The sequence below is a fragment of the Magnetococcales bacterium genome (assembly GCA_015228935.1).
Classification (GTDB): domain Bacteria; phylum Pseudomonadota; class Magnetococcia; order Magnetococcales; family DC0425bin3; genus HA3dbin3.
This window is the reverse complement of the sequence record JADGCO010000056.1, coordinates 1-26,498: the sequence shown is the minus strand read 5'-3', so window position 1 is coordinate 26,498 and position 26,498 is coordinate 1. Positions and strand designations below refer to the sequence as shown.

The 26,498-nt window shown below is 55.5% G+C and carries 21 protein-coding genes and 1 pseudogene; 11 read left to right on the top strand and 11 right to left on the bottom strand.

The annotated features are described in order from the left end of the window. The first annotated feature begins 86 nt into the window (after nt 1–86). The gene (locus HQL65_13400) at nt 87–1,241 is read left to right on the top strand and encodes a glutamate 5-kinase (GenBank protein ID MBF0137229.1); all 1,155 of its coding nucleotides are present in this window, start codon (nt 87–89) and stop codon (nt 1,239–1,241) included. On the opposite strand, the gene HQL65_13395 is transcribed toward HQL65_13400, so the two are convergent. Next, the gene (locus tag HQL65_13395) at nt 1,224–2,273 is read right to left on the bottom strand and encodes a DUF808 domain-containing protein (GenBank protein ID MBF0137228.1); all 1,050 of its coding nucleotides are present in this window, start codon (nt 2,271–2,273) and stop codon (nt 1,224–1,226) included. The genes HQL65_13400 and HQL65_13395 overlap by 18 nt on opposite strands. Before the next feature lie 111 nt (nt 2,274–2,384). After that, entirely contained in the window at nt 2,385–4,043 is a 1,659-nt protein-coding gene (locus tag HQL65_13390; protein MBF0137227.1) for a hypothetical protein, read from the bottom strand. Between the two features lie 400 nt (nt 4,044–4,443). On the opposite strand from HQL65_13390, the gene HQL65_13385 reads away from it, so the two are divergent. The 5 genes from HQL65_13385 to HQL65_13365 all read left to right on the top strand — a co-directional run bounded on the left by HQL65_13385 (nt 4,444) and on the right by HQL65_13365 (nt 10,464). Then, nucleotides 4,444–5,334 carry a PstS family phosphate ABC transporter substrate-binding protein gene (locus HQL65_13385; GenBank protein MBF0137226.1) on the top strand — a complete coding sequence of 297 codons (891 nt, stop codon included), beginning with the start codon at nt 4,444–4,446 and terminating at the stop codon, nt 5,332–5,334. A 3-nt stretch (nt 5,335–5,337) separates the two neighbouring features. Then, nucleotides 5,338–7,425, top strand: a complete 2,088-nt coding sequence (locus HQL65_13380) for a hypothetical protein (protein MBF0137225.1) — start codon at nt 5,338–5,340, stop codon at nt 7,423–7,425. A 118-nt stretch (nt 7,426–7,543) separates the two neighbouring features. Then, the gene (locus tag HQL65_13375; GenBank protein ID MBF0137224.1) at nt 7,544–8,134 is read left to right on the top strand and encodes a hypothetical protein; all 591 of its coding nucleotides are present in this window, start codon (nt 7,544–7,546) and stop codon (nt 8,132–8,134) included. Then, nucleotides 8,131–8,712, top strand: a complete 582-nt coding sequence (locus HQL65_13370; protein ID MBF0137223.1) for a hypothetical protein — start codon at nt 8,131–8,133, stop codon at nt 8,710–8,712. The genes HQL65_13375 and HQL65_13370 overlap by 4 nt, the downstream gene beginning before the upstream one ends. A 39-nt stretch (nt 8,713–8,751) precedes the next feature. Next, nucleotides 8,752–10,464, top strand: coding sequence for a glycosyltransferase family protein (locus HQL65_13365; protein ID MBF0137222.1), 1,713 nt, complete (start codon nt 8,752–8,754; stop codon nt 10,462–10,464). A 208-nt stretch (nt 10,465–10,672) separates the two neighbouring features. Here the strand turns inward: HQL65_13365 and HQL65_13360 are convergent, their stop codons facing one another. Next, entirely contained in the window at nt 10,673–11,071 is a 399-nt protein-coding gene (locus HQL65_13360) for a type II toxin-antitoxin system VapC family toxin (protein ID MBF0137221.1), read from the bottom strand. Then, nucleotides 11,068–11,322, bottom strand: a complete 255-nt coding sequence (locus tag HQL65_13355; GenBank protein ID MBF0137220.1) for a hypothetical protein — start codon at nt 11,320–11,322, stop codon at nt 11,068–11,070. Before HQL65_13355 ends, HQL65_13360 begins: the two co-directional genes overlap by 4 nt. 458 nt (nt 11,323–11,780) lie before the next feature. On the opposite strand from HQL65_13355, the gene HQL65_13350 reads away from it, so the two are divergent. The 3 genes from HQL65_13350 to HQL65_13340 all read left to right on the top strand — a co-directional run bounded on the left by HQL65_13350 (nt 11,781) and on the right by HQL65_13340 (nt 16,240). Then, the gene (locus HQL65_13350) at nt 11,781–15,248 is read left to right on the top strand and encodes an SUMF1/EgtB/PvdO family nonheme iron enzyme (protein ID MBF0137219.1); all 3,468 of its coding nucleotides are present in this window, start codon (nt 11,781–11,783) and stop codon (nt 15,246–15,248) included. A 510-nt stretch (nt 15,249–15,758) separates the two neighbouring features. Further along, complete coding sequence (locus tag HQL65_13345) at nt 15,759–15,968, top strand: ParD-like family protein (GenBank protein ID MBF0137218.1); 210 nt, start codon at nt 15,759–15,761, stop codon at nt 15,966–15,968. Further along, nucleotides 15,968–16,240: a type II toxin-antitoxin system RelE/ParE family toxin gene (locus tag HQL65_13340; protein MBF0137217.1), complete on the top strand. Its 273-nt coding sequence runs from the start codon at nt 15,968–15,970 to the stop codon at nt 16,238–16,240. Before HQL65_13345 ends, HQL65_13340 begins: the two co-directional genes overlap by 1 nt. Before the next feature lie 254 nt (nt 16,241–16,494). Here the strand turns inward: HQL65_13340 and HQL65_13335 are convergent, their stop codons facing one another. The 5 genes from HQL65_13335 to HQL65_13315 all read right to left on the bottom strand — a co-directional run bounded on the left by HQL65_13335 (nt 16,495) and on the right by HQL65_13315 (nt 19,029). Further along, nucleotides 16,495–17,052, bottom strand: coding sequence for a Gx transporter family protein (locus tag HQL65_13335; protein MBF0137216.1), 558 nt, complete (start codon nt 17,050–17,052; stop codon nt 16,495–16,497). 104 nt (nt 17,053–17,156) lie between these two features. After that, a complete protein-coding gene (locus HQL65_13330) occupies nt 17,157–17,450 on the bottom strand; it encodes a type II toxin-antitoxin system RelE/ParE family toxin (protein ID MBF0137215.1) in 294 nt (97 codons plus the stop codon). Then, nucleotides 17,447–17,662: an addiction module protein gene (locus HQL65_13325; GenBank protein MBF0137214.1), complete on the bottom strand. Its 216-nt coding sequence runs from the start codon at nt 17,660–17,662 to the stop codon at nt 17,447–17,449. The genes HQL65_13330 and HQL65_13325 overlap by 4 nt, the downstream gene beginning before the upstream one ends. 86 nt (nt 17,663–17,748) lie before the next feature. Then, entirely contained in the window at nt 17,749–18,213 is a 465-nt protein-coding gene (locus tag HQL65_13320) for a DUF523 domain-containing protein (protein ID MBF0137213.1), read from the bottom strand. A gap of 111 nt (nt 18,214–18,324) precedes the next feature. Then, nucleotides 18,325–19,029 carry a bifunctional precorrin-2 dehydrogenase/sirohydrochlorin ferrochelatase gene (locus tag HQL65_13315; GenBank protein MBF0137212.1) on the bottom strand — a complete coding sequence of 235 codons (705 nt, stop codon included), beginning with the start codon at nt 19,027–19,029 and terminating at the stop codon, nt 18,325–18,327. A 43-nt stretch (nt 19,030–19,072) separates the two neighbouring features. Here HQL65_13315 and uvrA point away from each other — a divergent pair, with 43 nt between their 5' ends. Next, nucleotides 19,073–21,904: an excinuclease ABC subunit UvrA gene (gene uvrA, locus HQL65_13310; GenBank protein ID MBF0137211.1), complete on the top strand. Its 2,832-nt coding sequence runs from the start codon at nt 19,073–19,075 to the stop codon at nt 21,902–21,904. 111 nt (nt 21,905–22,015) lie between these two features. On the opposite strand, the gene HQL65_13305 is transcribed toward uvrA, so the two are convergent. Further along, complete coding sequence (locus tag HQL65_13305; protein ID MBF0137210.1) at nt 22,016–22,561, bottom strand: MucR family transcriptional regulator; 546 nt, start codon at nt 22,559–22,561, stop codon at nt 22,016–22,018. 905 nt (nt 22,562–23,466) lie between these two features. On the opposite strand from HQL65_13305, the pseudogene HQL65_13300 reads away from it, so the two are divergent. After that, nucleotides 23,467–24,690: pseudogene (locus HQL65_13300) on the top strand (citrate transporter). A 505-nt stretch (nt 24,691–25,195) separates the two neighbouring features. On the opposite strand, the gene aroC reads toward HQL65_13300, so the two are convergent. Further along, entirely contained in the window at nt 25,196–26,302 is a 1,107-nt protein-coding gene (aroC, locus tag HQL65_13295; GenBank protein MBF0137209.1) for a chorismate synthase, read from the bottom strand. Between the last annotated feature and the right edge of the window lie 196 nt (nt 26,303–26,498).

Here is a 26,498-nt window from a genome sequence, read left to right as displayed (position 1 = left end):
GGAAGGGCGCAGCCCTTCCCCCTGGACCCCCATCCCAGTTTTTCATTTGTTTTTTTTGGAAAATATTTTTGGGAAGGATCCCGTGCATGGAGGAGCGGCTCAAACACGAATGGGAACAGGTGGCAGGTTCCCGGCGCGTGGTGGTCAAAATCGGTTCCAATCTGCTGACCGCAGGCGGTACCACCCTGGATCGGGAATGGATTGCGGCCCGCTGCCGGGAAGTGGAAGGGTTGATCCAGGAAGGACGCCAGGTGGTGATTGTCACCTCGGGAGCCGTGGCGGCTGGCAAGCCCCGTCTCAATCTGGGACGCCCTCTGCTCGCCCTCCGGGAAAAACAGGCCGCCGCCGCCGCCGGACAGGGCTTTTTGATGCGCTGCTACGAGGAGGCTTTCGCCGAACTGGGCCGCCATGTGGGACAGATCCTGCTGACCCGGGATGATGTGGCCCATCGCCGCCGGTATCTCAACGCCCGCGATACCCTGGAAACCCTGTTGGATCTGGGGCTGGTCCCCATCGTCAACGAAAATGATACGGTGGTCGTCGTGGAGATTCGTTTCGGCGACAACGATACCCTGGCCGCATTGGTGGCCGGGTTGATCCGTGCCGATCTGCTGATCCTGCTCTCCGATGTGGATGGACTCTACGACGCCAATCCGCGAACCCACCCGGATGCCCAACGCATTGCCCTGGTGGAACGAGTCACCCCCGAACTGGAAGCCCTGGCGGAAGGTGCCGGTTCCCTGGTCGGCTCGGGCGGCATGGTGACCAAGCTGCGCGCCGCCCGCAAGGCCGCCCGCAGTGGTTGCCGCACGGTCCTGGCCAATGGCTTTCGTGCCGATCCCATCCGCACCCTTTTTCAGGGCAATCCCCTGGGAACCCTGTTTCTGGCCGAGGCCGATGCCATCAGTTCCCGCAAACGCTGGATAGCCGATGGTCTGCTGGCCGAGGGGGACCTGATCCTGGATCAGGGGGCGGTCGCTGCCCTGTTTTCAGGAAAAAGCCTCCTGGCCAAAGGAATCCGGGAAGTTGCCGGCGAATTTGACCGGGGAGCCGCGCTCTACTGCTCCACGCCCCAGGGTGAAAGAGTGGCCAAGGGGCTTGTCAATTACAACGCCGACGATCTGCGCCGCATCATCGGTCATCACAGCACCGAGATTGCCTCGATCCTGGGCTTTTTCGCCGGCAACGAAATCATCCATCGCGATGACATGGTGATCCTGTCGCTACAGACAACCTTTTGACCGCTGCCAGGATACGGATTGTTTCATGGCGAACAGGAGCAGGCCGCCGGTGACAACTCCGGTCAGAATGTCCAGACAGAGAGGGAGCGTCATGGCGAGAATGGTGCCCACTCCGGGATGGCCATGCAGGGACAGGGTCAGATCATGCACCCAGCCGGAAAAACCCGGTATGCCATGCGTCAGGATCCCTCCACCAACCATGAACATGGCCACCGTCCCCACAATGGAGAGAAGCTTCATCAGCCAGGGTGCCATGACCAGAATGATCTTGCCGATTCCTCTCTGCACCCTGGCCAAAAGGGCATCGCCGCTTTTGCGCAGCAGCCAAGCACCCCCGTCGTCCAGCTTGACGATAGCGGCCACCACACCATAGACACCGATGGTCATGCCGACAGCCACCAATGTCAAGACCATGACCTGTTTTGGAAACGGTGCCGTCGCAACGGTTCCCAGGGCAATGGTGATGATTTCTGCGGAAAGAATGAAATCGGTACGAATGGCCCCGGCGATTTTATCCCGTTCCAGAGTGGTCCTGTCGATGTCCAGCCTGGGGGATCCAGGGCCGGATGCGTTGGCGGCGGTTGCGTCGGTAACGATTGCATTGGCAGCAGCGGTTGCATTGGCAACGGTTGCGTCGGCAACGGTTGCATTGGCAACGGTTGCGTGGGCCATGGAGGAATTTTGTCTGGCCTGATGCAGGTGCAGGGAGTGGAAGATTTTCTCAAAACCCTCGTAACAGAGGTAGGCCCCGCCCAGCATCAAAAGCGGGGTGATGGCCCACGGCAGGATGGCGCTGATCGCCAGGGCCGCCGGGACCAGAATGAATTTGTTCTTGAACGAACCGACGGCAACGGCCCAGACCACGGGCAACTCCCGGTCAGCCTGGACGCCGGCCACTTGCTGGGCATTGAGGGCCAGGTCATCACCCAACACACCGGCGGTTTTTTTGGCCGCAATCTTGCTCATGACCGCCACATCGTCCAGCAGGGTTGCAATGTCGTCGATCAGGGTCAACAGACTGGTTCCAGCCACGAGACCTCCTTCCGTATATCCTCTGGATGACCCGGGGGATGGCCGGCATCGATCCGCAGGACGACTGTTGAATGGATTCACGCTGTTTCGAAAAAGAATGGCACGAAAACGCTATCGTGCATGGTGCCGGGTAAACACGACCAGTTGGGAAAGACGTTCACGCAGAGTAATCCGATGATCGGACAGAATGTCCATGACATCAGCCAGCCATTTTGATTTGGTGATGGCGTACAGCACAAACAAAATCGTGCCGGAAATGGTCAGGAGAAAATAACTCCAACGCAACCAGAAGGGGGCATCGGCTTCATTGATGATGTTCATGCCGAGAAAACCGGTGGCCACCGTACCCACCAGACTGACGGTGGTCACCACGGTCAGACGCACGACCGTGGTGGATTGGCGGCGTTGCGCATCGCTGTCCAGATACTGGCTCATGTCGCGCAACTCCTCCTTGACCTCGGCATAAAGGGCATCATTGCCGAGCCATCCAGAGCAAAGGCGATAAATGGACTGCATGTGGGGACGTTCGGAAATTTCGTGAAACCAGTAACGGTGCGTAAAACGCAAAAATGCCTCGAAGCTGGCATGGATGCGCTGGCGAAATCTGTGGACGGAGCTGGCCTGTTTGATATCCATGTCATGGATGGCATCCACCAGACGGTCGGAAAAAATCAGCAGGGCCGCCCGGTGCAGGTGGGTGATCAAAAACAGAATGAAATATTGATGACGAAAATGGGCCTGGATGCCACGATCATTGTTGAGAAAATAGCTTTCCCGCGCATCGCCGACCACGACAAAGGCCTGTCCGCTGCACAAAAACCGGGTATTGGACCCACCGTCGGTGTTGCTCCAGAATCGATCATAACAATAGCGGGCATTGAAATCCGTCACATCTGGATCATGGAGGGGAATCGGTTCATCCGGATGCAACGTGGCGATAAGGCCAAGCCGAATCCACTCTTCGCGGGAAATGCTGCGGGGATCATCGACAGCCAGATAGGCCATCAGCGGCATGCGGTGGTGTTCGATCTGCCGGTAACGAATATCGCCCTCCTCCTCGGAAGGATCCAGGACCAGAGGATGCAGCAGAAAAGCCCAGTGCGACGAGGTGCAAGGGGCACGATGCCGACAGGTAAACGATAAAAACTTGTTTTGATTATCAAAATCCGATGATGCCAAAACGCGACCATCCGCCGCCAGCCACTCCACACACGCCGCATTGTGGACTCCCTGGCCGGTTTCGTCCCAGCCGGTCGGATAGGCACGACCAAAACGATACAACAGGTCACGCACGGTGGTCAGAGGCAGATTGTTGGTAAAAACCTCAACCTTGAGAAAGGCCAGATCAATATCGTCAAAAAAATACAAGCCGACAAAAGGCACGGAAAGCACAATGGGATCGTCACCCTTGTGCAGGGTCAGGCGCAGGGCGATCACATTGTGGCGACGAAACACTTTCAGGGCAGAATCACCGGGAGGGTCCGTGAGATCCGACCGGGTCAGGCTGCGGCTTTCACCATAGAGAAAGCGTTGCACATAGGGTGGAAAGGTCACGAACTCCTTGTAGTACCGCTCCTGGAATCCCTGCCTGACGCTGTGCCGGTCCCCGGTAAACTTGTTTTCGACCCGGTACCAGTCGGACTTGCCCTGATTCTGTTCCAGCAATTGCCAATGTTGCCGATCATCATGAACTGCCAGAGGCATCAATTGCAGAGGCCAGAGGAGAATTTGCCGAAAATGGGTGACAATATGATCCGATTTCACTGCCATGGCCCCGACCTGTTCATTCCGGCTTCTGATCCCGGCTGGTGGTCCCGGTTCCTGGTCCCGGCCTGCGACCCCTGGTGGCTGATTGTCACGACATCGCGATTTTTTGTCCAGAAAAATTACATCTGTCCCGGAAACACAGGCGTCTGACCTGCCGTTTGCGGGTGGAACGCTCATGCTCCCAGGACAGGGCATTCGCCTGCCTCTGTGCTGGAAAAACACCCAGACTCCCAGGCAAATGCGCTTGCCCTGACTCTCCTTGCGTTGCCCGAATCGATGCAATAATGGTATCTTGAAATATCAGGGTTCATGGCCTGATGTTCCGATACAGTTTCGATGTATCGGCCTTGGCTTCTCTCCAGATCTGATCGGGATCACCCATGGCAAGTTGTGGAGATTGAATGTGAATAAAATCCGGTGGATACTCCTGGCTGTTCTGGTTCTTTGGCAGAGTGGGCCGGCTGCCTCGGCCACCGCCGGCGCAGATGATGCCATGACCAAGGTGCGCATCAGAAGTTCCGAAACCATGATCGAAGCATTGTACGGCTGGGCCGACGGCTTTCGGGCAGAATATCCAGACACGAATCTGCTGGTGGAAGGGGGCGGTGCGGACAATGGCATTGCGGGTCTGATCAACGGCCATGTGGACATTGCCGCATCTTCCCGCCCCATCAAGGAACGGGAAAAACGCCTGGCCGTCAAGCGGGGATACGCCGAACCGGTCGAGCGGATCGTGGGATGGGATGCCGTAACCCTGGTCGTGCATCCCGACAACCCTTTGCAGGGAATCCGTGTCGAACAATTGGGTGACCTGTTTGGCCTGCATCCACAGATTCGGCGCTGGACGGATCTGGGGGTCACGGTACCGGATTGCTCCGGGCAGCGTCTGCGTCTGGCCAGTCTGAAAAACAAGACCGGCACCTACTCCTTCATGCGCGACCATCTGTTGCAGGCAAACCGGCGCATGAGCCGGGAACTGGGCCATTTTCCCACCAGCCGCGAATTGATCCAACACGTCGCATCCGACCCCTGTGCCCTCGGTTTCACGGCCATGGCTTTTGTCAGTGCCAAGGTCAAAACCCTGTGTCTCTTCCAGGGATCCGACCGTTCCTGTATCGCCCCGAGTCGGGAAACCATTACAGCACGGACCTATCCGCTGACCCGGCCCCTCTATCTCTACACACTCGGGGAACCCAAAGGCGATCATCTGACCTTCGTCAACTGGGTGATGGGTCCAACCGGACAGAAACTCTTGCAGTTGGCCGGTTTCCAGTCCCTCCAGGAAACCAAGTGACCTGTGGAAAAGGCGTTGCTCCAGGATGGCGCTGCCGACAGGGAAATACGGCGTCTGGTGGCCACCATGGCCCGGGAGCCGCAGCATCTGCAATTGCGTTATGATCTGGCCCTGCATCTGCTGGCCTCGGGTCGTTTTCTGGCCGCCCGCGATGTCCTGACCACCCTCCTCAATATGGCCCCGGATCAGGCCGAGGCCAATTTCATGCTTGGACAACTTTTGCTTTTACTGGGGCAGTTCCCGGAGGGGTGGGCACGCTATGCCTGGCGCTATCGCATGGAATATGCCCGCAGTCTGCTGCCCAGGATTTCCCAACCCTGCTGGCCGGGCGGCTCCCTGGCCGGAAAAACCCTGATCGTATTTGGTGAACAGGGATATGGCGACACCATCCAGTTTGCCCGTTTCATACCTCTGTTGTTGAGCCGTGGCGAGGGCCGCATCGTTGTGGGGTGTTCCCCGCCGTTGCGGCGTTTGCTGCGCACCCTGCCGGGCCAACCCCTGGTGGTCTCCAATCCCGCGCACGGCCAACCCTTTGACTGGCAGACCCCTGTCAGTGCCTTGCCGGGCCTGGTGGGAGCGGACCTGCATCTGCTGGCGGCGCTGCCGGTACCCTATTTGTGGGCCGATCCCGTCGAAGTGGAGCGTTGGCGGGTCTGGCGGCAACAGGCCGTGCCGACCCGCCGGGCGGTTGGCGTGGTCTGGGCTGGCCGCTCCACCCATCCCCACGATGCCCAACGCTCCATTCCCTGGACCCTGTTTTCCCGCCTGCATCAGGTTCCGGAAGTGACCCTGGTCTCCCTGCAACTGCCCACCCCTTCCCCGGACGTGTTCCAGCAGGGTCTGCTGGATGTCAGTGGTGTTCTGGTCGATTTTGCCGCCACGGCGGCAGCCATGATGGCCCTGGACCTGATCGTGACCGTGGATACGGCCATTGCCCATCTGGCCGGGGCGCTGGGTCGCCCGGTCTGGACTTTGATCACCCGGGTTCCCGACTGGCGTTGGCTGCTGGAGCGGGACGACTCCCCCTGGTATCCAACCATGCGTTTGTTTCGACAACAAGATTCGGATGACTGGTCTGCGGTCATGGAGCAGGTTGTCGCGGCCCTTCGACAGTGGACCACCTCGACGCCACCCTCCGCAACGCTCCCGGCACCAGCATGGACACCGGCATCCACCGCAAGCTTGACGCCAGAATTGACACCGGCACCCGCCGGGAACCTGATGCCAGAATTGCCATCGGCATTCCCCTCTTCACCAGCCCCTACCCCAGTCACCATGACTCCCCAGCCACACACGCCCCGAACCAGCGCTGCCTGGGATCCGATCCGGCAGGGGTCAACCTGGCGCTGGCCCCAGGGACCATTTCTGCCACCCCATCCCCCCCTGCAAGAGTTTATTCCCTGTCGTTGTTGCGGGAATGCCCGGTCCGGTTGGGTGGCCGCCGTCGATTATTCGCGTTGCCAGGCCGATGGTTTTCACTATCGCCTGCCCCATGCCGGCATTCCGGTCGATTATTACCATTGTGCCCAATGTGGTTGCCGATTCACCAACTTTTTCGACCACTGGGAACCAGAACTCTGTCGTCAACTGGCAGTCGATCCCCTGCAAGGCGTGTTCAATCCGGACGGCAACAACCTCCGGCAAAAGGTCCTGGCCCTGCTGGAAACCGGTACGCTTTCCGCTGCCCAAACCAACCATATCCTGGTCATGGACAGCGATCTCCAGGCCTGGGAAAATCCCCCGGGAAACAAACATGGGCAGATGCAATTCCGGGAACCTTTTCAGGATCTGCCGCCGGAAAATGCCGAAACTTTCTTTGCCGCCATTCTCCTCGTGGACACGTTACACCGCCACGCACACCCCGGCCCCTTCCTCAACAGGTTGACCCGATTGCTGCATCCCCAGGGATCGCTTCTGCTCGCCCTGACAACCGCCCCCGAAGATCCAAACCAGCTCGTTTTCCCGGCCTACACCCCCCGCAGCGGTCTGGCCCTCCTGCACACCAACCGCAGCCTGAAAATCCTGTTCCGACACCACGGCTTGCGCTGGCAACAATCGGAACCCGGGTTGCATGTTGGCAAACGGAAATAATCCCCAGGATTGGATTTTTTTTCAGAAGATGTTTTCGAACAGGTCAACAAAATCATGTGCTGACAACAGGCTGTTCATGATAGAATATCGACCAGATCCACTATTGAGGGAGGCCAGGATGTCTAATCTGCAATTTTCTGAATTTCTTAAGAAAAAAAGAGAACGGGATACGCTCTCCGGCCATATTGACTGGGAAATCCGCAGAAAAATCTGGTTGGATAAACTCGACTTCCTGTTTCACCGGCAAATTGCTGCCTGGTTATCCCCTTACCAGAAAGAAGGGTTTCTGGACACAAGGATTGATCAAGTTGCCATCCAGGAAGATGTCATGGGAACATGGGGCAGATATGATGCACCCATGATGGCGATTCATGTCATCTCCGAAACAGTGACGTTGACACCTGTTGGCATGGTCATTTTGGGAGGGTTGGGTCGTGTGGACATGGTAGGGTCTCTTGGTAAACTGATGCTTGTCCTCAATGATTCCGGACAGGCCCCCGGGTTTCATATGGTCCGGGTCACGAGTATTCCACCAAAAGAGGCTGTGTTTCACAATCTGGAGAGTGCCAGATCACAACAAATTATTCCCATGGAAGAAAGAATGCGGCGTGCGGATTGGTACTTTGTTCCGCCAACGGATCGTCGTTCCCTGTTGCGCGTTACCGAAGAAACATTTACTGAACATTTGCAAAATATTGTTCGGTCATGAATGCCTTGATTGATGTTTCCGGTCAGGTTCTGGATATCGGTTTTATCTGGAAATATTATCAGGAATCATTGAAAAGCCTGAATTTCAGAAAGAACTATTTTATCATGGCATGTCTGGGAAAAATCGATATGGATGCCTTGGAAAACTTCGACATTGGGATTGACTTGTTTGAAACCCCGACTTCATATTTCGACTCGCTTGTTACCGAATTGGAAAATCTTATTAAATTTAATCTGTTGTCTGCAATCGAGGGACGGATCCGTCACAACCTTGCTGTCCGAATCAATGACAAGCAAAATAATTTCATGAGTGGGCAATTCGCAGTATTGCATGCCCATGCGCATAACCAGGCAGCAAAAATAAGTTTTCAGGGAAAACAGGGAATTCTGCAAGCCTGGAAACGATACCTGGCCGATGAACCTGAGAAGCTGGCCATGCTGGCCGAACTTGAGAGTATCCTGGAATTGCGTCACTGGTTGGCACATGGGCGATGGTGGAATTTGCAGCCGACTTGCCATTTGTCTGTCGAGGATGTCAAGGATATTGTGGAAAATGCTCTCCATGCCATGGATCTGTGATTATTTGGGTCGGCAAGAAGGTATCCTATTTGAAATATAATGAAAAAATCCAGGCACAAGGACGGCAGGTTTGCAAAAATCAAGGCCCTGTTTTCAGCCGGTCAGGTGACTGAAGCTTGGCACATGGCCCGCGAGGCGTTGCGGCATGATGCACACAATGCTGCCCTGTTGAATCTGGCGGCGGTATGTGCCGCGCAACTGGGACAACCGGCCCAGGCCGAGGCTTGTTGGCGGCGGGTTTTGGTGGAAGCGCCCGATTTTGTCGATGTGTACAACAACCTGGGCATTCTGTTGCACGAACAGCAGCGGTTGAGCGAAGCCGAAACCCTGTTCCGGACGGCGTTGCATCTGCATCCCGGCTATGCCGAGGCTCATCTCAATCTTGGCAACCTGTTGCACGCTTGCAAGCGGTTTGTCGAGGCGGAAGAGGCCTATCGGGAGACATTGCGGCTTCGACCGGATCTGGTCCAGGCCCACAACAATCTGGGCAGCCTGTTGCATGGCGCGGGTCGGCTGGCCGAGGCCGAGGCCTGTTTTCAGGAGGCCTTGCGCCAACAGCCCGCTTGTGTCGAAACGCACAACAATTATGGCAATCTGCTGGACAAGTTGCAGCGGCATGTCGAGGCCGAAGCCCATTTTCGGCTTGCCTTGCACCTGGCCCCGCAGCAAGTGGTCGGCCATCTCAATCTCGGCAATCTGCTGGACAAGCTCGGGCGGCTGGATGAGGCCATCAGCGCCTATCTGGCCGTTTTGCGGCAGCGCCCGCACGATGCCGATGCCCTGTTTTATCTGAGTCTTACCCTACTGGCGCAGGGACGTTTTCGCGAAGGGTGGCCGCTCTACGAATACCGCTACCACATTGGCAAAAAAGAGCCGATTCTCATGTTGCCCGCCCTCCCTTTTCCCCAATGGCAGGGCGAAAACCTGGCGGGAAAGAGTCTGCTCGTGTGGCCGGAGCAGGGGTATGGCGACATGATCCAGTTTGGGCGTTTTTTGCCCATTCTCAAAGAACTGGGCGTTCGGAACATCACGCTGGTCTGCAAAAAACCTCTGCAAGCCCTGTTTGGTGGTCTCCCGGGTGTCGATCAGGTTCTGGTCGAGGCACCGTTGGCCGGAATGGTCATTCCGCACCATGATGCCTGGACCCTGCTGCTCAGCATTCCGCTGCATCTGGGTATCGTCCAGGAGAACATTCCCGACCGGTTGCCCTATCTGCACCCGCTGCCGGAGCGCATTGCCGCCTGGGCCAGCCGGATTCCGCCGGGCAAGTGTCGTGTGGGTCTGGTTTGGCGGGGCAATCCGGGGCATTTGAACGATGCCTGCCGTTCCCTGCCGGGTCTGGACATTCTGGCTCCCTTGTGGTCAGTGGCGGGGGTGGTGTTCATCGGCTTGCAACATCCATCCGGAGCCGGATCGCCGCTCATCCCGCCCCCCGGACAACCATTGCTGAATCTGGGGTCCGAGGTGACGGACTTTGCCGATACGGCAGCGATCATTGCCCAATTGGATCTGGTAATCGGCGTCGATACGGCGGTCATGCATCTGGCCGGTGCCCTGGGCAAACCCTGCTGGGTGTTGCTGCCCTCTATCGGGATCGATTGGCGCTGGCTGGAACACCGCCCGGATTCACCGTGGTATCCGGGTATCATGCGACTGTTTCGTCAGAAAGAAAACCAGGATTGGACAACCGTGGTGCAGGATGTGCGCCTCGCCTTGCAGGATTTCGTGAACCATGGATGTTCACGCGGTTGATTCCAGTGGGATATGACACTTGCAATCGCCATCACGGCGCAGCCCTTGTCGTGACAAAGGATGTGTCCATAAATAACACTAACAAAACAGTCTCTATTGGCATTGAGCATCAGCTTTTTTGAGCGGTTGAAATGCTCAACTTATTTATGGACAGTTCCAAAGTGACAAAATTTGTCATTTGAGGCTCTTTTTGCCCCACAGGGAAACCTCAACCACGTAATACATTGACCGCCAATTTCGGGGCAACAGACACCATGCGGTCATCATTGGTCCATAACTCAAGGCAGGCATGATGCATGGCAGAAGCCAAGTGTAATGCATCTGGCGTCTTCAAACCATGATGGGCACGCAGTTCCGCAGCATGCAGAAACATGGAATCCTGCATGGGTAAACAAATGCTGCCAAGGAAAAAATCATGATACTTCTCCACCAAATTATTCCGCCCCAGACGCAGAGGCATGACCAGACATTCCGGTTCTACCAACATGCTGTGACAAAAACATCGCTCGGTACCCAGCATTCTTTCTGCCAGACGATAAAAGTACGCAGGGTGCCTCTCCACCAGGTAGATGACAATACAGGTGTCGAGATAAACCAAACCGTTCAATCCCATGCATCCCGCTCTGCCTGAATGTGGGCATCGATTTCCTCAGCAGACAAACGAGACTCTGGTGGTAATTGATTATTGTTCAGAATCGACATCAGCAAAGCACCACTCCCCAAAGGGGCGACCACTCCGGGTTCTTCCAAAGGCCCCAATATGATCACGAGCGCCCGATGCCACTCCTGCAATACCAGGGGTTCCAACAAATATACCTCTCCATTTTCACCAATTTCCGCATCAACCGTCCGCAACATGGTCAATACCCCTCATCCCGGCATATACCGGAATATCGTCCTCATTCCCGTCTCCAAACCATCTCACCGCTTCCGGACCTCTGCTTCAACCTTTATATACATTTTCTCTTGCCAGATAAACAGAATTCAGAACCGGCCAACCATGACCAAGGCAAGGCCAGGGAACCCACGCCAGTTGGACTTGATTCCGCCGAAGATGGATTCGTGTCCATTGCGATCTGACGGGAAATGTCCTTGAGTGGTGCCGCAATCCGTATACAATATTGATCATAGTCAGAATGCACCACTGGATCCGGTGATCTCTGAAGATGACAGAGTGGCCCTGCGGGGTGGGTCCTGGAGCTTTCCCATTGAATCCTGCGTTCGGCTTTTCGTTTCGAAAATCCGGCTGCATTCCGGGTCAGCATGTTCGGCTTTCGTGTCGCTGCCCTGGCTTCATCCACAAAAGGTTGAATCACATGTCCGAACCCCTGCGCTGGTTGCATATTTCCGATATTCATATGGGATGCCCGGGGAAAGTGGACCGTCGGCATCTCAATGAGGTTTTTTTTGAAAGCATGGCGGGAATGCTCGAAGCGCGTGGCATACCCGACCTGATCCTGATCACTGGTGACATCGGCTGGCACGGCAAGCCAGAGGAGTACACACAATTTCAATCTTTTTTAGACGAGATCATCCAAAAACTCTCCGTTCCGGCGGGAAAACCCGCTCCCATTGTCATACCTGTGCCGGGCAATCATGATCTGGTTCGTCCGAGTGCCGAGGATATTGAAGACGGTTTTTCCATATTACGCAAAATCATCGAGCATGACAGCATCGGCGTAGCCAGCTTTGCAAAACTGGATGAAAATTTACATAAGCCCATCAACAAGGCCATGTTTGAAACCTTGTTTGGCAATTATCAAACCTGGTTTAATGGGATTGTTCAGGAATACCGGAAAAATCCGTATATAAAATCAAACATATCGATTGTTCCTGGCGATTTTTCCCTGCACCTGGATTTGCCTGACCGGCCCCCACTTTCCATTGTGGGTTTGAATTCGGCCTGGTTGCAAATTACCGAGGGTGATTATACGGGCAAGCTCGAAATATTGACGCGGCAATATCAAGAGGCTGTGGGTAAAGATAATCTGTCACCTAACCGCTCTGCATTTTTGTTGATGCACCATCCTCCGGCATGGTTGTCGCAAAACAAAATAAAAAACACCTTTGAAGAGTTTATCTATCCCTCTGAGCGGTTTTTGCTCTGTTTGCATGGCCACATGCACGCAACAGGTTCTGTGATTGCTGGAAGTTCGGTCAATTCGTTACGCTATTATTACCAGGCTCCATCATTGTTCGGTTTGGAAAAATATGGCACAGAAAAAAGAGATCGCGCTTTTGGTTACACCTGGGGAAAAATGGAAGCCAACGGCGAAATCAAAATTTGGCCCATGGTCTACCTCGTGGGTCACAGCAAAGCGGGTCAGTTTAAATATGACCCCTATTCCAAAGGAAATGAGAGGGATGGCTTTCTGTTCCGCGAGGGAACCATATCCACCGTACCCCGGATAAATAACCCCGCCGCCCCCTCGCTCAACCCCTGGCTGCACTCCCTTCTGGACCGCACCCAGCACATTAAAATCAGTGGCATTGGCACCGGCAAAGGGCGTGGCAAAGAGGCCAAACCCGTCTATCCCATTGAAGATTTATACACCACCCTGAAAAGTCGTGACGAACGCGGAACAATGGATCTGGGCCATGAATCCCTGCTCCTGCAACAACTCCTGCCTCACCACTTCCGATTGCTCATCGAGGGGGCACCGGGTTCCGGCAAGACCACTTTTCTCAAACTGGTGGCCACCATGCTGGCCCGGGATTTGTTGGGGATACCTTGTCCTGATGGCACATCCTGGCGCAATTGCCATCTGGGATTGGACGACACAAAAAAACCCAAAATTCCGCTGTTTCTTAAATTATCCGAGTTGGAAAAAAAGCTGGCCGAAAAGGGACGGGACGACCGGAGCCGGTTGCTTGATTTATTGGGAGACACGCCCAATGCCAGCCATGATCCGGCCTGGCGGAAGCATTGGGAAACAGAGTTGCAGGCCGGCAACGTCATGCTTCTGTTGGATGGACTGGATGAGGTGGCCAACCCAACAACCCGGGAACGGGTTTTTCTGATTTTTCAGGATGCCCTGCGCCACTGGAATAAATGCCCCCTGGTGGTGACCAGCCGCCCATTCGAGACTGAGCGGTTGCGGCAGCTTGGTTTCACGGAAACAACCATCGCCCCGTTCGAAGAGAATGAAATACAAGAATTTTTGGATCGTTGGGTTGCCGCTCTGTACGGTTTGTTGCCGGGCCAGAAACCCGACGGTGAGGCCAAAACCCAGCTTGATAAATTACTTCAGGCCATCGTGGAACGGGTGGAAATTCGCCGCATGGCCAAAAACCCGGTCATGCTCACTTGCCTCTGTGTGGTGCATTGGAACGAGGGCAAACTTCCCGAGGGTCGTGCCCGCGTCTATCAGGCCGCCATCAACTGGTTGATCGGTGCCCGGGAGGATCTGCGCAAAGAAGCCGGGTTTACCAATGTGTTTGCCGACAGGGCCTTTCCCCGCTTGGCCCTGGCCATGATGGGTGATAGGAAACAAAAGCGTACCATTCTGGGCATCGAGCTAGCTGGTGAAGCGGTGACTGACCTGGTGGCCAGACAATATTCCCTCCCCGTTCCGGAAGATGCACGTATCAAAGCCAAACAATGGCTGGAGTTTGAATGCCTCTGGAGTGGCATCCTGGAGGAGTCTGGACAGGGGCAGGTTCGTTTCTGGCATTTGACCTTTCAGGAATATCTGGCGGCCCGGCAACTGGTCTGGATGGGAACCGATGAGAAGACGGGTTGGTGGCCAATTTTGCGCCGCCATCTGGATGATCCCCAGTGGCGAGAAACCGTGGAACTGTTTCCCGGGTGCCTGATCGAAGGTGGGGACACCTCGGTGGACCTGCTCTTGCGGCGGGTACTCGGCGACATCAGCCATCCGCCCACCCTGGCCTCAGAAGCCAGAATAGCCGGCATCATGGGACGCTTGCTGGCGACCATGGGCATCTATGGCTACCAACCTCCCCCGGATATTGCCACATCCTTCCAACAATTACTGACCCGGGCCATGGCCATCTTTGACCGGGAAGGGGCCGCCAAGGTTAAGGTCAAGGATCGCATTGCCGCTGCCGAGGCCCTGGGCCATGGGGATCCCCGCCTGCATGCGTTGAACCTGATCCCGGTTCCCGGCACCGACTGGCTGCTGGGCAAATACCCGGTGACCGTCATGGAGTATCAACATTTTGTGGATCACAACGGCTATCAGGACAAAACATGGTGGGATGAAGTAGGCTGGCAAAGGCGCATGCAAATGGATTGGAATAACCCAGACAACTGGGATGACCAGCTCCTGCACCCCAACCGGCCTGTCACCGAAGTTTCCTGGTTCGAAGCGATGGCCTTTTGTCGCTGGTTGAGCAAGCAAAGAGAAATGCAAATCCGCCTGCCCGATGATGCCGTTTGGGAAATGGCGGCCACTTCCCGGAAAGGAGACTATCCCTGGGGAGAAGAGTCGCCCAATCTAGAGCAGTTGGCCAATTATCATACTGGTGGAAAAGTCATGGCACCCACTCCAATAGGCATCTATCCTGCCGGCAACGGACCCTACGGTCATTGTGATCTGGCGGGCAACGTCTGGGAGTGGTGTCGAAATTCGTCCTCCGATATAAATGCCGTAGAGACACCGCTGGATCCACATCTCATACCAGATGACATGCGGTGCATGCGGGGCGGGTCCTGGCTCTTCCCGGCTGAGGGCCTCCGGGCCGCCATCCGCTACGTCATCCGCGCCGGTGGCCGCAACGTCAATCTGGGCTTTCGTCTCGCCGCCCCCGCCAGCCGTTGAGCCTTGATTTTTTTGGTTTTTGTTGGGTCCAGGGCGCAGCCCTGGTCGTGACAAAGTGACAAAATGGGTCATTGGAAGCCCTTTTTGCCCTGTTTTTGTCCCATTTTGCGGTTTTTTTGCCCTTTTTCCCCTCTTTTGTCGGTGGTTTTGTCAGGCGTCCTGACGATTTTGTCACTTTACCCGATGTATGTCAGGCGACAGATGACAAAAATGTTGGGTTTGTCAGGCCGGTTTTGTCACCTTGTCAGGGGTTTGTCAGGGGTTTGTTGACACTTTTGTCAGGCATGCGGGGTCTTGTCAGGGACGATGTGACACTTTTGTCAGGTATGCCGGGCCTTACCCTGAACCCCAATCCCGGTTTTTTGCACATCGAAGGAGATTCAACCATGACCATTCCATTTTCGGAACTCAGAAAAGAATGGCACAAAAATCCCTGATGCATGGTGAAATATATTCCGTTTTGCTCCCCTTTGGTTTATGCTGGGCCACCCTGGATGAAAGGAGCCTGAAATGTCAGTCAATGTAAAAATATCGGATGAGTTGGTGGCTGATGCTAAGCGTTATGGGAAGGTTTTCAACCGTTCGCTGCCCAGGCAAATCGAACATTGGTCCCGCATTGGTAAAATCGCCGAGGAAAATCCAGACCTGCCCTATGACCTCATCAAGAATATCCTCCTTGCCAGGGATGAACAGGATTTTGAAGAATACAAGTTCGACTGATGCTCGTCCTCCAAAGTCGCCTTTTCAAAAATTCTGTAAAGCGGCTGCATGGCAACCAGAAACACGCTTTGGATAACGCAGTCCGAGCAATAGTCGCCAATCCTGCTGTTGGAAAAGCCAAGGCGGGTGATCTGGCGGGTATCAGAGTGTATAAATTCAAAATGACCAATCAACTGACTCTTCTTGCTTACGAATGGACTGAAACCGAAGAAAAACTTGAAATGTTGGCTTTTGGAAGCCACGAGAATTTTTATCGTGATCTGAAACGATGACCTATGATGTCGAGATGGATTATACCGTTCAATCCCATGCATCCCGCTCTGCCGAAATTTGAGCATCAATTTCCTCAGCAGACAAACGAGATTCTGGAGGCAACCGATTATGATTCAAAATCGCCATCAGCAAAGCCCCACTCCCCAGAGGTGCTTTAACCCCAGCTCCTTCCATTGGCCCCAATATGGTCACGACCGCCCGATGTCGCCCCTGTAATGCCAGGGGTTCCAACAATCGTACATCCCCGTTTTCGTCAATTTCCGCCTCGACTGCCCGTAACATGCGTTGATGCTCCCCTGTGTTCGTTGGATTTTTCCAAATATTGCAGGATCAAGAACGCCAATACCCCATTGACAACACCCGTGACCCACGACCCGGCCAAAAACCAGGGCAGGGCCATGAAAATACCCGTATGCCCAAAAATCAAGAGCCAGGCCATACCCACCTGCGCCGCCATATGCGCCAGGGCCGCCAGGAGTGAAATCCCCACTGGCCCCAATCTCCCCCCGGACAACCGCCAGGCCATCCCCATCACCAGGACCGCCCCCATGGCCCCCGCAAAACTGAGAAAAAACGCCGGCGACAAAAAACTCCCCCCGACCAGAGACCCCACCACCACCCGGATCAGGGAGACCCCCACCGAAGCCCGCCAACCCACCTGAAACAAGGCCACCAACGCAAACATATTGGCAAACCCCGGCTTGAACCAAGGTCCCAAACCCGGCAAGGCCGACTCCAGCACATGCGCCACCACCGCCGCCGCCGCCAAATGAGCCACCAGTAAGTCGGTCCGCAACGCCGAATACGTCACCGGATCTCCCCTCCCCTGCCCCCTCTCCTGCCTCGATCCATTGACCTGTGACGTCATTGCCCCGGTTTTGCACACGGATACCCATTTTATGCCAAAATATAACATCAAATTGGTATCAAACGGTTACGCCAGTATTCGGGGCGGCGGTGCAGGTGGGCCACGGCGACAACCAGGATGTCTGATCCATCCACATGGTAAATCAGTCCGTAGGGAAAACGTCGCAGGCGATAACGCCGGGTGTTGGTGCTGAGGGGCCAAGCCGCCGGGTAGCGGCGCACCAGATCCAGAGCCGCCAATACCTCGGCCAGGAACGCCCGGCCAAGACCGGTGACCTGACCTTCGTGGAACGACACCGCTTCATCAAGTTCCTGTTGGGCGGCATCAAGAAAACGGATCATCGATATTTGGCCAGAACGTCATCCAGGGGGACCGCCTGCATCTCTCCCCGGCGGTAGGCAGCCAGACGCTCTTCGGCCTCCTGGGACCAGAGTCGATCCATTTCCCGATCCGGTTCGTCCAGGCTGTTCAGAATGGCGTCCACCAGTTCCAACCGAGCCGACGGACTCAGTTTGCGGGCTTCTGCTTCCATGGTGGTTGCGATGGTGTCCATCTTGTTCTCCTCATGTCAGGTGTTCCCAGAGTTTCTCAAAGGCTCCCATTTTATGCATGACATCAATTTGGTATCAAACGACCTCATCACGGGGGCGCTGATTGTGGCTTTTGCCCGACCTCCAGCATCGGCAGGCCGGGAAAACATCGGGCACAGGCCTGGGCAAAAATCCCTCGGCCCAGGACAACCTGACCCTGCTCTTGCAGGACAGGCACCGAGTCCAGACCACAGGAAGGCGAACGGCTCATGAAAACAAACCCTTGTAGATTGAGTGTCGCCAGATCCGCCAGACGCTTGCGGGCATGGGTGGTCAACAGATCGGTCAAATCTTGCCGAGTGTACATGGTCATGGCCCTGGGTGCCGCGACATCCCCCTCCAGACGTAGCGGTTCCCGGGGAATGCCCAGGCCGGCCTCCACCTCGGGACAGATGGGAATGAACGTCACATCCCGCCCGTAGAGCCTGGCAAGAGACGGATCCTGTTTATGGTTGCCGTCATAGCGAACCTTTTGCCCCAAGAGACAGGCACTGACTCCCAAATATTTGATCACGATACACTTTTTTAAGACGTTCCGGATTTTTCGGGGCTTTGCCCCGGACCCCACTGGGGCGTTGCCCCAGACCCCATTGGGGGATGAATCCCCCAAACCCCCTCTTTTTTTTCAGTTTGTTTTTTTTCTTGTCTCCTCCAGCCTGGCCAGAAACCATGGCTCATTGTCGTTGCGATCCCAACGCCCCTCCCGCTCCAGGGCCGTGGTCGTCTCCCGCCAAAACCTTTGCCGCCTCTCGCCATCCGGCAACACCCCCTTGACCAGGTCGCGTTTGCTGCCAAACAGGGTGGCCACCTGACCCCAACCCGCCTCCAGCCAACGATCCAGACGCTCCTTAAGCAACCTGGCCAGAGCCGGACTCAAACCACCACTCCCCACCCCCACCACCACCGGCCCGCGCCTGACCATGGCAGCCACCAGAAAGCCGCTCACCGCCGGATCATCGGCAGAATTGCACAACAAACCCCGTGCCTGACACAAACGGGCAATCTCCCGATTCAGGTTGGCATCACTGGTAGCGGCAAAGACCAGAACGGGCGGCTCCTCTCCCGCCAGATGGTGCGGCTGAAAAAAGTCCGCCACATGCACAAGTGGAACATGACGCCCCACGCCCTGGCCCGCTCCTCCCGCCTGACCTGCCTGGATCATCCCCGCCTGCACCCGCTCCGCCACCCAAGGGTCCAACTCCGGTGCCACAATCCGCACCCGCGCCCCACTGGCCAGCAAACCGGCCAGTTTGCGCCGCGCCACCTTGCCCCCACCAACCATCAATACCGGTCGATCCGTCAAAATCAGTTCCGCCATGTAATGGGTCATGGTAGTGTCTCTCTCTGCCAGCAAAGGAGCCAATGTCAAACCTATGTCCGATAAACAGATCATTATCCGTGGTGCCCGCGAACACAACCTGAAAAACATTGACGTGGAAATTCCACGCCATGCCTTCACGGTGATCACGGGCGTGTCCGGCTCGGGAAAATCCTCCCTCGCCTTCGATACCCTGTCGGCGGAAGGACAGCGACGCTACGTGGAGTCCCTCTCGGCCTATGCGCGGCAGTTTCTTTCCCTCCAGGACAAACCCGATGTGGATGCCATCGAAGGCCTGTCGCCCTCCATCGCCATCGAACAGAAAACCACGAGCCGCAATCCCCGCTCCACCGTGGGCACGGTCACCGAGATTCACGACTATCTGCGGCTGCTCTATGCCCGTATCGGTCGCCCCTACTGCCACGGCTGCAATCTCCCCATCACCAGCCAGACCGTCAGCCAGATGGTGGATACACTCACCACCCTGTCGGAACGCACCCGCCTGCTGCTCCTGGCCCCCATCGTCCGAGGCCGCAAAGGGGAATACCGCAAAGAACTCGGAGAACTCCGCCAACAAGGGTTCACCCGCATCCTGATCGATGGCCAGACCTACGACCTGGAACAACCCCCAACCCTGGACAAAAACGTCAAACACACCCTGGAAGTGGTCGTGGACCGGCTCGTGATGAAGCCGAACCTGCATACCCGTCTGGCCGACTCCCTGGAAACAGCCCTGCGCCTGGCCGAAGGGATCGCCCGCATCCAGATTCTGGAAGATCCCCCCCGGGAGTTGCTCTTTTCCGAACGCCACGCCTGCATCCATTGCAACATTTCCTACCCCAATCTGGAACCACGGCTCTTCTCCTTCAACAATCCCTTCGGGGCTTGCCCTCGTTGCGATGGTCTGGGGACCAAGGAATATTTTGATCCGGAATTGATCGCGCCCAATCCCGCCATCACCCTGCGCGATGGGGCCATCGCCCCCTGGGCCAAACCCACCGCCCACCTCTACCAGGAACTCCTCTACACGGTCGCCGAGCAATGCCAGATTGACATTCATTGCCCCTGGGGCGAACTCCCCGCCGCCGACCGGAATATTATTCTGTTCGGGAGTGGCGAGGAAAAAATACGTTTTAAATTTAAGGGATTCCGGCGGCGCATGAACCCCTTGCGCCCCTGGGACGGGGTGGTCAACATTCTGGAAAAGCGCTATCTGGAAACCGACTCGGACGACATCCGGGAAGAACTGGCGCAATTTCGCAACACCTCCCCCTGCCCGGATTGTCACGGGGAGAGATTGCGCCTGGAGGCCCGGCATGTCCGCATTGGTGCCCTGAACATTGCCGGTTTTTCCGCCCTCCCGCTCCGCCAGGCCGACAGCTACCTGCAAAGCCTCGATCTGACCCCCCAGGAAAACACCATAGCCCAGCGCATTCTGAAAGAGATTCACGACCGGCTCAATTTTTTGATTTCCGTCGGTCTGGACTATCTGACCATGGATCGACCCGCCGCCACCCTCTCCGGCGGCGAAGGACAACGCATCCGGCTTGCCAATCAGATCGGCTCCGGTCTGGTGGGGGTTCTCTATATTCTCGACGAACCGAGTATCGGCCTGCACCAACGGGACAACCAACGCCTGCTCGATTCATTGCGGCGTCTGCGCGACCTGGGCAACACCGTGGTGGTGGTGGAACACGATGAAGAGGCGATTCGCACCGCCGACCATGTCCTGGACCTCGGCCCCGGCCCCGGCGAACACGGCGGCCATCTGGTCGCCAGTGGCACCCCGGCAGAAATCGCCAACCATCCGGACTCACTGACCGGCAAATATCTCTCCGGCGCTCTCTCCATTCCCATGCCACCCCGCCGCCGCACCCCGGATCCAGAGCGGCAGATTACCCTGGAAGGGGTCACCACCCACAATCTGAAAAACATTTCCGCGACCATTCCGCTGGGATTGCTGACGTGCGTGACGGGCGTTTCCGGCTCCGGCAAATCGAGCCTGATCCTGGACACCCTCTATCCGGCCCTGGCCCAACGTCTCTATCACAGCCGCACCAGTGCCGGACCCGTCACCCGCATCGACGGCCTGCAACACCTGGACAAGGTGATTCACATCGATCAATCCCCGATAGGCCGCACTCCCCGCTCCAATCCAGCCACCTATACGGGTCTATTAACCCCCATTCGTGACCTGCTGGCCGGGGTACCGGAAGCCCGGGCACGGGGCTATCTCCCGGGCCGTTTCAGCTTCAATGTCAAAGGCGGTCGTTGCGAGGCCTGTGCCGGGGAAGGTCTCATCCGCATTGAAATGCACTTTTTGCCCGACGTCTACGTCCCCTGCGATCACTGCAAAGGGGTACGCTACAACCGGGAGACCCTGGAAATACTCTATAAGGGCAAAAACATTGCCGAAATTCTCAATCTGACCATCGAGGAGGCTGCCGAATTTTTCCAGGCCATTCCGGTTGCCCTGGTCAAGCTCCAGACCCTTCTGGAAGTGGGACTCGGTTATATCCGCCTGGGTCAGGCCGCCACCACGCTCTCCGGCGGCGAGGCACAGCGGGTCAAGATTGCCCGGGAACTGGCGCGCCGGGCCACTGGCAAAACCCTCTACATTCTGGACGAACCGACCACCGGTCTCCACTTTGACGACATTCGCAAACTCTTGGAGGTTTTGCAGCGTCTGGTGGAGACCGGCAATACCGTGGTGGTCATCGAACACAATCTCGATGTCATCAAGTGTGCCGACTGGATCCTGGATCTGGGTCCCGAGGGGGGTGACAAAGGGGGAAGGATCATCACTTCGGGTACACCGGAAACCGTCGCCCAACACCCGGAGTCCTGGACGGGTCAATACCTTATGCCACTTTTGCGCAAAAAATGAAACGCCCTCTCACCCTGCCGGCAGGGTCAAAAAATCCGCCGGCAGGGTCAAATACCCTGCCGGCCGGGTTTCAGGTCGAAATCGTTTGTCGCGCTTCTGTTTTTCGGGAAACTATCCCTGATTATCCCGATTCCGGTTGCGGGCGGTGCGCAATTTTTCTCCAAGGCCGGCATCGATGGCCAATTTCCGCCGTTTTTCGGAATATGCCGGGGATACGAGCTGGAAGCTCCTCGGCAGATCGAACATTTTCCGATAATCATCAATGGTAATTTTGTGCGAACGGGTCAGGTGTCCCTTGAGGGCCTTGCAAGCCTTGCCGCAGAGCAGACAAATGACGGCATCTTCACGCACGGCCTCGCTGATGGGAATGATCGGTTCCGGCTTGGTGTTTCTGAGGTCACGATCCGACGACTTGAAGTCGGCGGAGCCGCCATCCCGCCCTGCGCCTCTTGCCAACCGGGCTTGCAGGTCATCCTGACCCAATCCCGAGGCCCCATCAACACCAGACAGATTTCCCCCCGCTTCCACTGCGGAAAGCTGCAACAATGAATTGTAAACCCTGTTCAAGAGGGCAGCAATTTCCGCTGCCGGCAACTCGTTGTTGGACACATATGATTCGACGATACCGGCAGCCCGTTTCAACAGATCAGAAGACATCACGTTTCTCCATCAAGATTATTTGATTCCCCACTGGGCATGGTTCTAATTTTCCCGTCGCATCTTGTCAAGATAATTTCCAATCGAACGAATAAAAAAGTCCATATTTTTATTTCATCGCACATGATGCGTCCGTGAAACTGAAAAAATCCGCGTCCCTGTTCTTCCTCCTTCACCACTTCCATTCCCTTGCAGGCTGTCACATCGAAACCAGGTTGTCCTGGTTGCTTTTAATCCGGGAAAGTTTGCAAAATTCTCTCTGTTCCAGGACTCCTCCGGATTTTTTTCTCCCGCAAGGATGCAACCATCTTTCCCAACTTGTTCTTCAATTCGATCAGGCCGGGACGCATTTTCAAATCCATCTCGCCTGCAATCCACGTATAAAACGCTTTCCGCAATGAAATATATTGCCTTTTCTGCCATAATTTCTGAAGCAAAATCCGGCCTGAAACCCTGTATGATGAAAATATTTTAATATTTTAGCGACCTCTTTCGACAGTCGGGCTTCGCTTCGAAAATATTCGGGGACTGGAAATGATTTCTTACACTCTTTGAACGTATCACGGTGCCAGACCCACTCCCTGGAGACCCCTTGCACACCATTTCGTGTCATCTGCTTTAATAATTTGTATTGTTATCATAAATTGAATTAAAAAATTCATTATCTGAATTTTTTAAAAATATATTCATTCTGGCAGAATCCGTGACAGATCAATTTATTGGTTTTGGAGATGAATCTCTCTATTTCCCGACCGGTTCGTCGGACCAGGTGTCTGACAGAAAGGTTGATCTGTTCCAGAAACCGGTATAGCATGCCTGATTTATATAAAATATTTTCAATTATTATCATTAACATACACTTGGTGCTGAAACTCATGAATGGACGAATTCTTACTGCAATGTTGATGCTCCTTGTGCCTGAAAGTGCCTGGGCCGGTGGATCATCTGCCCATGTCGGACCATCCGTATTTGGTATTCCTGTTGATTTTCTGCTATTTGCCTGCACACTGCTTGGCGTGGCCCTGTTCCACCGCCACACCTTGCAGGTTGCTCTCACAGGTCTGGCCATCATTGCCACCTACAAGGTCATTTTTACCGGTTTCGTGCATGGTGCTGGCGTGTCTGGTCTGATCCAGCATATCGGGCATGAGTGGGTCATCCTGACCAACCTGTTGTGTCTTCTCATGGGTTTTGCCCTGCTTTCCAACCATTTCGAAGAGAGCAAAATTCCGGAAATCCTGCCGCGTTTTCTACCTTCCGGCTGGATAGGAAGCTTTGTTCTGCTTTTCCTGATTTTTGTTCTGTCCAGCTTTCTGGACAATATTGCTGCGGCCTTGATTGGTGGAACCATTGCCAACATCGTTTACCGGGGCAAGGTTCATCTCTCCTATCTGGTTGCCATCGTTGCCGCATCCAATGCAGGTGGATCGGGCAGCGTGGTTGGGGATACCACGACCACCATGATGTGGATTGCCGGTATCAGTCCTGCGGAAGTCTTTCATGCCTATGTTGCTGCTTTTCCTGCATTGTTCATTTTCGGCATTCCGGCAGCCCTGATTCAACATGCCCACTCCCCGATCAATCCGGAACCAGTGGTTGGGGTCCGCATGGATATGACCCGCATTGCCATCGTTGGATTCATTCTGTTCCTGGCCATTGGTGTCAACGTCACCGTCAATATCAAGTTCAATGAATACTCCGACCATTTTCCCTTCATCGGCGTTGCAGTCTGGGTTGCTTTGCTGCTGGCTGCGCCTATTCGCAAGCCCCATTGGGAAATCCTGCCGGAGACGTTCAAAGGGAGTCTGTTTCTTCTCTCCCTGGTCCTGTGTGCCTCGCTGATGCCGGTGGAAAAACTTCCCCAGGCCTCCTGGTTGACGGCTGTGGGTCTTGGTTTTGTTTCCGCCGTATTCGACAATATTCCTTTGACTGCCCTGGCCATCAAACAGGGGGGGTATGATTGGGGGCTGTTGGCTTATGCCGTGGGCTTTGGAGGTTCGATGTTATGGTTTGGTTCTTCGGCAGGTGTTGCCTTGTCCAACCTGTTTCCGCAAGCCAGATCTACCGGTCTCTGGCTGCGGCATGGGCTGCCTGTCATTCTGGCCTACATCCTGGGCTGCTTTTTCATTGCCATTTATGTCCAAAACGCGGATACCATCGAAAGCCACAAGCAGCGTACCCAATACCTGGCACCCATGACCGGCAAAAAAATTGTCCCAACGAGTCAGACCGCTCCCGCCAGGGAAGTCAATCAACCCTCGCATGCTGTCCCGAAACCTGAAAATTCCCGATAAACCAAAAATCTGGATTTTCACCGTTCCGGCCTGCCTGTTGCAGCGTTCAAGGCTCAATCGCTTTTGGTGGGGTTTGCAGGGATGCAAACCCCACTGAAAGAGTGTCCAAAATCAACGTTTCTCCAGCAAATAATGAACGACTGACAACGTTCTCCCTGATCCATTCATAAAGGTGCAACCATCTCCTTGAATTTGTTTTTCAATTCGATCAGATCGGGATGCACGCCACTCAATCAATCTTTGTATTTCAACATGGATCGCCGACGATATAACGCATATTATCGCCAACCGCACGCCCAACCTCCCCGATCACGACCGATCCAAAAACCACGACCAATCATCATTTCGACCATACTTCCGAAAACATACCCTGACAACTTCTTTGTTGCAAAAAATGATCAGCCAGGACAAGCGCGACCATGGCTTCCGCCACGGGCACGGCCCGGATTCCGACACAGGGGTCATGTCGCCCGTCGGTGCTGATTTCTTGTGGCTGGCCCATTTTGTCCACACTTTTTTTGGGAATGCGAATCGACGAGGTGGGCTTGACCGCCAGACGCAAAACAATATCCTGGCCGGTGGAAATGCCTGCCAGAATGCCTCCGGCATGATTGCTCAAAAATGTCACTTTTCCCGGAATTGCAAGATCCGGAACCATTTCATCGGCGGCCTGGCTGCCGCGCATGTGGGCGGCGGCCATACCGGCACCGATTTCCACCCCTTTGACGGCATTGATGCTCATGACCGCCTTGGCCAGGTCGGCATCGAGACGATCAAACACCGGTTCGCCCCATCCCACCGGCAGCCCGGAGACCACCACCTCCAGGAGGGCACCGACGGAATCCCCGGCCTGACGCACCTCATCCAGCAACAACTCCATGGCGGCCACCACCTGTGGATCCGGGCAAAAGAACGGATTGCTCTCGACACTCTCCCAGGACCAGCGCTGCCGGTCGATGGTGATCCCCCCCATACCGATCAGGGCACCCCGGATCTGCACACCCTGGGTACGGAGCAGTAGGCGGGCAATGGCCCCGGCGGCCACCCGCACGGCTGTTTCCCGCGCCGAGGCACGTCCCCCGCCGCGTGGATCACGAATGCCGTACTTATGCCAATAAGTATAGTCACCGTGACCGGGACGAAACAAATCCTGAATCCTGGAATAATCCCGGGAGCGCTGATCCGTGTTTTCGATCAGCAGGCCGATGGGCGTGCCGGTGGTCCGTCCCTCATAAATTCCTGAGAGAATCCGTACCTGATCCGGTTCACGGCGTTGGGTTGTAAACCGACTCTGGCCGGGACGGCGCCGGTCCAGATCCACCTGAATATCCGCCGCGCACAAGGGCATCCCGGCCGGACAGCCATCGACCACGCCGCCGATGGCCGGACCATGGCTCTCGCCGAACGTCATGACCCGAAACACTTTTCCCAATCCGCTCCCAGCCACACAACTTCTCCCTGAAGAGATAATACTCAATAAATACAAACTGTAAAAGCCATCAAGGCCGAATCCATCTACTTTTTTCTTTTCCAAGGGGCTATCTAATAACTTGTTAATTTCAAAAAAACAAAAACAAAAACAAAAACAAATGAAAAACTGGGATGGAGGTCCAGGAGGAAGGGCTGCGCCCTTCCTCCTGGCG

Bases quoted from the DNA above. Each gene is read 5' to 3' on its own strand.
- HQL65_13325 (MBF0137214.1), bottom strand. From the start codon at position 17,662: ATGGACACCATCGCAACCACCATGGAAGCAGAAGCCCGCAAACTGAGT.
- HQL65_13375 (MBF0137224.1), top strand. From the start codon at position 7,544: ATGTCTAATCTGCAATTTTCTGAATTTCTTAAGAAAAAAAGAGAACGG.
- HQL65_13350 (MBF0137219.1), top strand. From the start codon at position 11,781: ATGTCCGAACCCCTGCGCTGGTTGCATATTTCCGATATTCATATGGGA.
- HQL65_13365 (MBF0137222.1), top strand. From the start codon at position 8,752: ATGAAAAAATCCAGGCACAAGGACGGCAGGTTTGCAAAAATCAAGGCC.
- HQL65_13355 (MBF0137220.1), bottom strand. From the start codon at position 11,322: ATGTTGCGGACGGTTGATGCGGAAATTGGTGAAAATGGAGAGGTATAT.
- HQL65_13305 (MBF0137210.1), bottom strand. From the start codon at position 22,561: ATGTCTTCTGATCTGTTGAAACGGGCTGCCGGTATCGTCGAATCATAT.
- uvrA (MBF0137211.1), top strand. From the start codon at position 19,073: ATGTCCGATAAACAGATCATTATCCGTGGTGCCCGCGAACACAACCTG.
- HQL65_13315 (MBF0137212.1), bottom strand. From the start codon at position 19,029: ATGACCCATTACATGGCGGAACTGATTTTGACGGATCGACCGGTATTG.
- HQL65_13340 (MBF0137217.1), top strand. From the start codon at position 15,968: ATGCTCGTCCTCCAAAGTCGCCTTTTCAAAAATTCTGTAAAGCGGCTG.
- HQL65_13330 (MBF0137215.1), bottom strand. From the start codon at position 17,450: ATGATCCGTTTTCTTGATGCCGCCCAACAGGAACTTGATGAAGCGGTG.
- HQL65_13370 (MBF0137223.1), top strand. From the start codon at position 8,131: ATGAATGCCTTGATTGATGTTTCCGGTCAGGTTCTGGATATCGGTTTT.
- HQL65_13345 (MBF0137218.1), top strand. From the start codon at position 15,759: ATGTCAGTCAATGTAAAAATATCGGATGAGTTGGTGGCTGATGCTAAG.
- HQL65_13400 (MBF0137229.1), top strand. From the start codon at position 87: ATGGAGGAGCGGCTCAAACACGAATGGGAACAGGTGGCAGGTTCCCGG.
- HQL65_13390 (MBF0137227.1), bottom strand. From the start codon at position 4,043: ATGGCAGTGAAATCGGATCATATTGTCACCCATTTTCGGCAAATTCTC.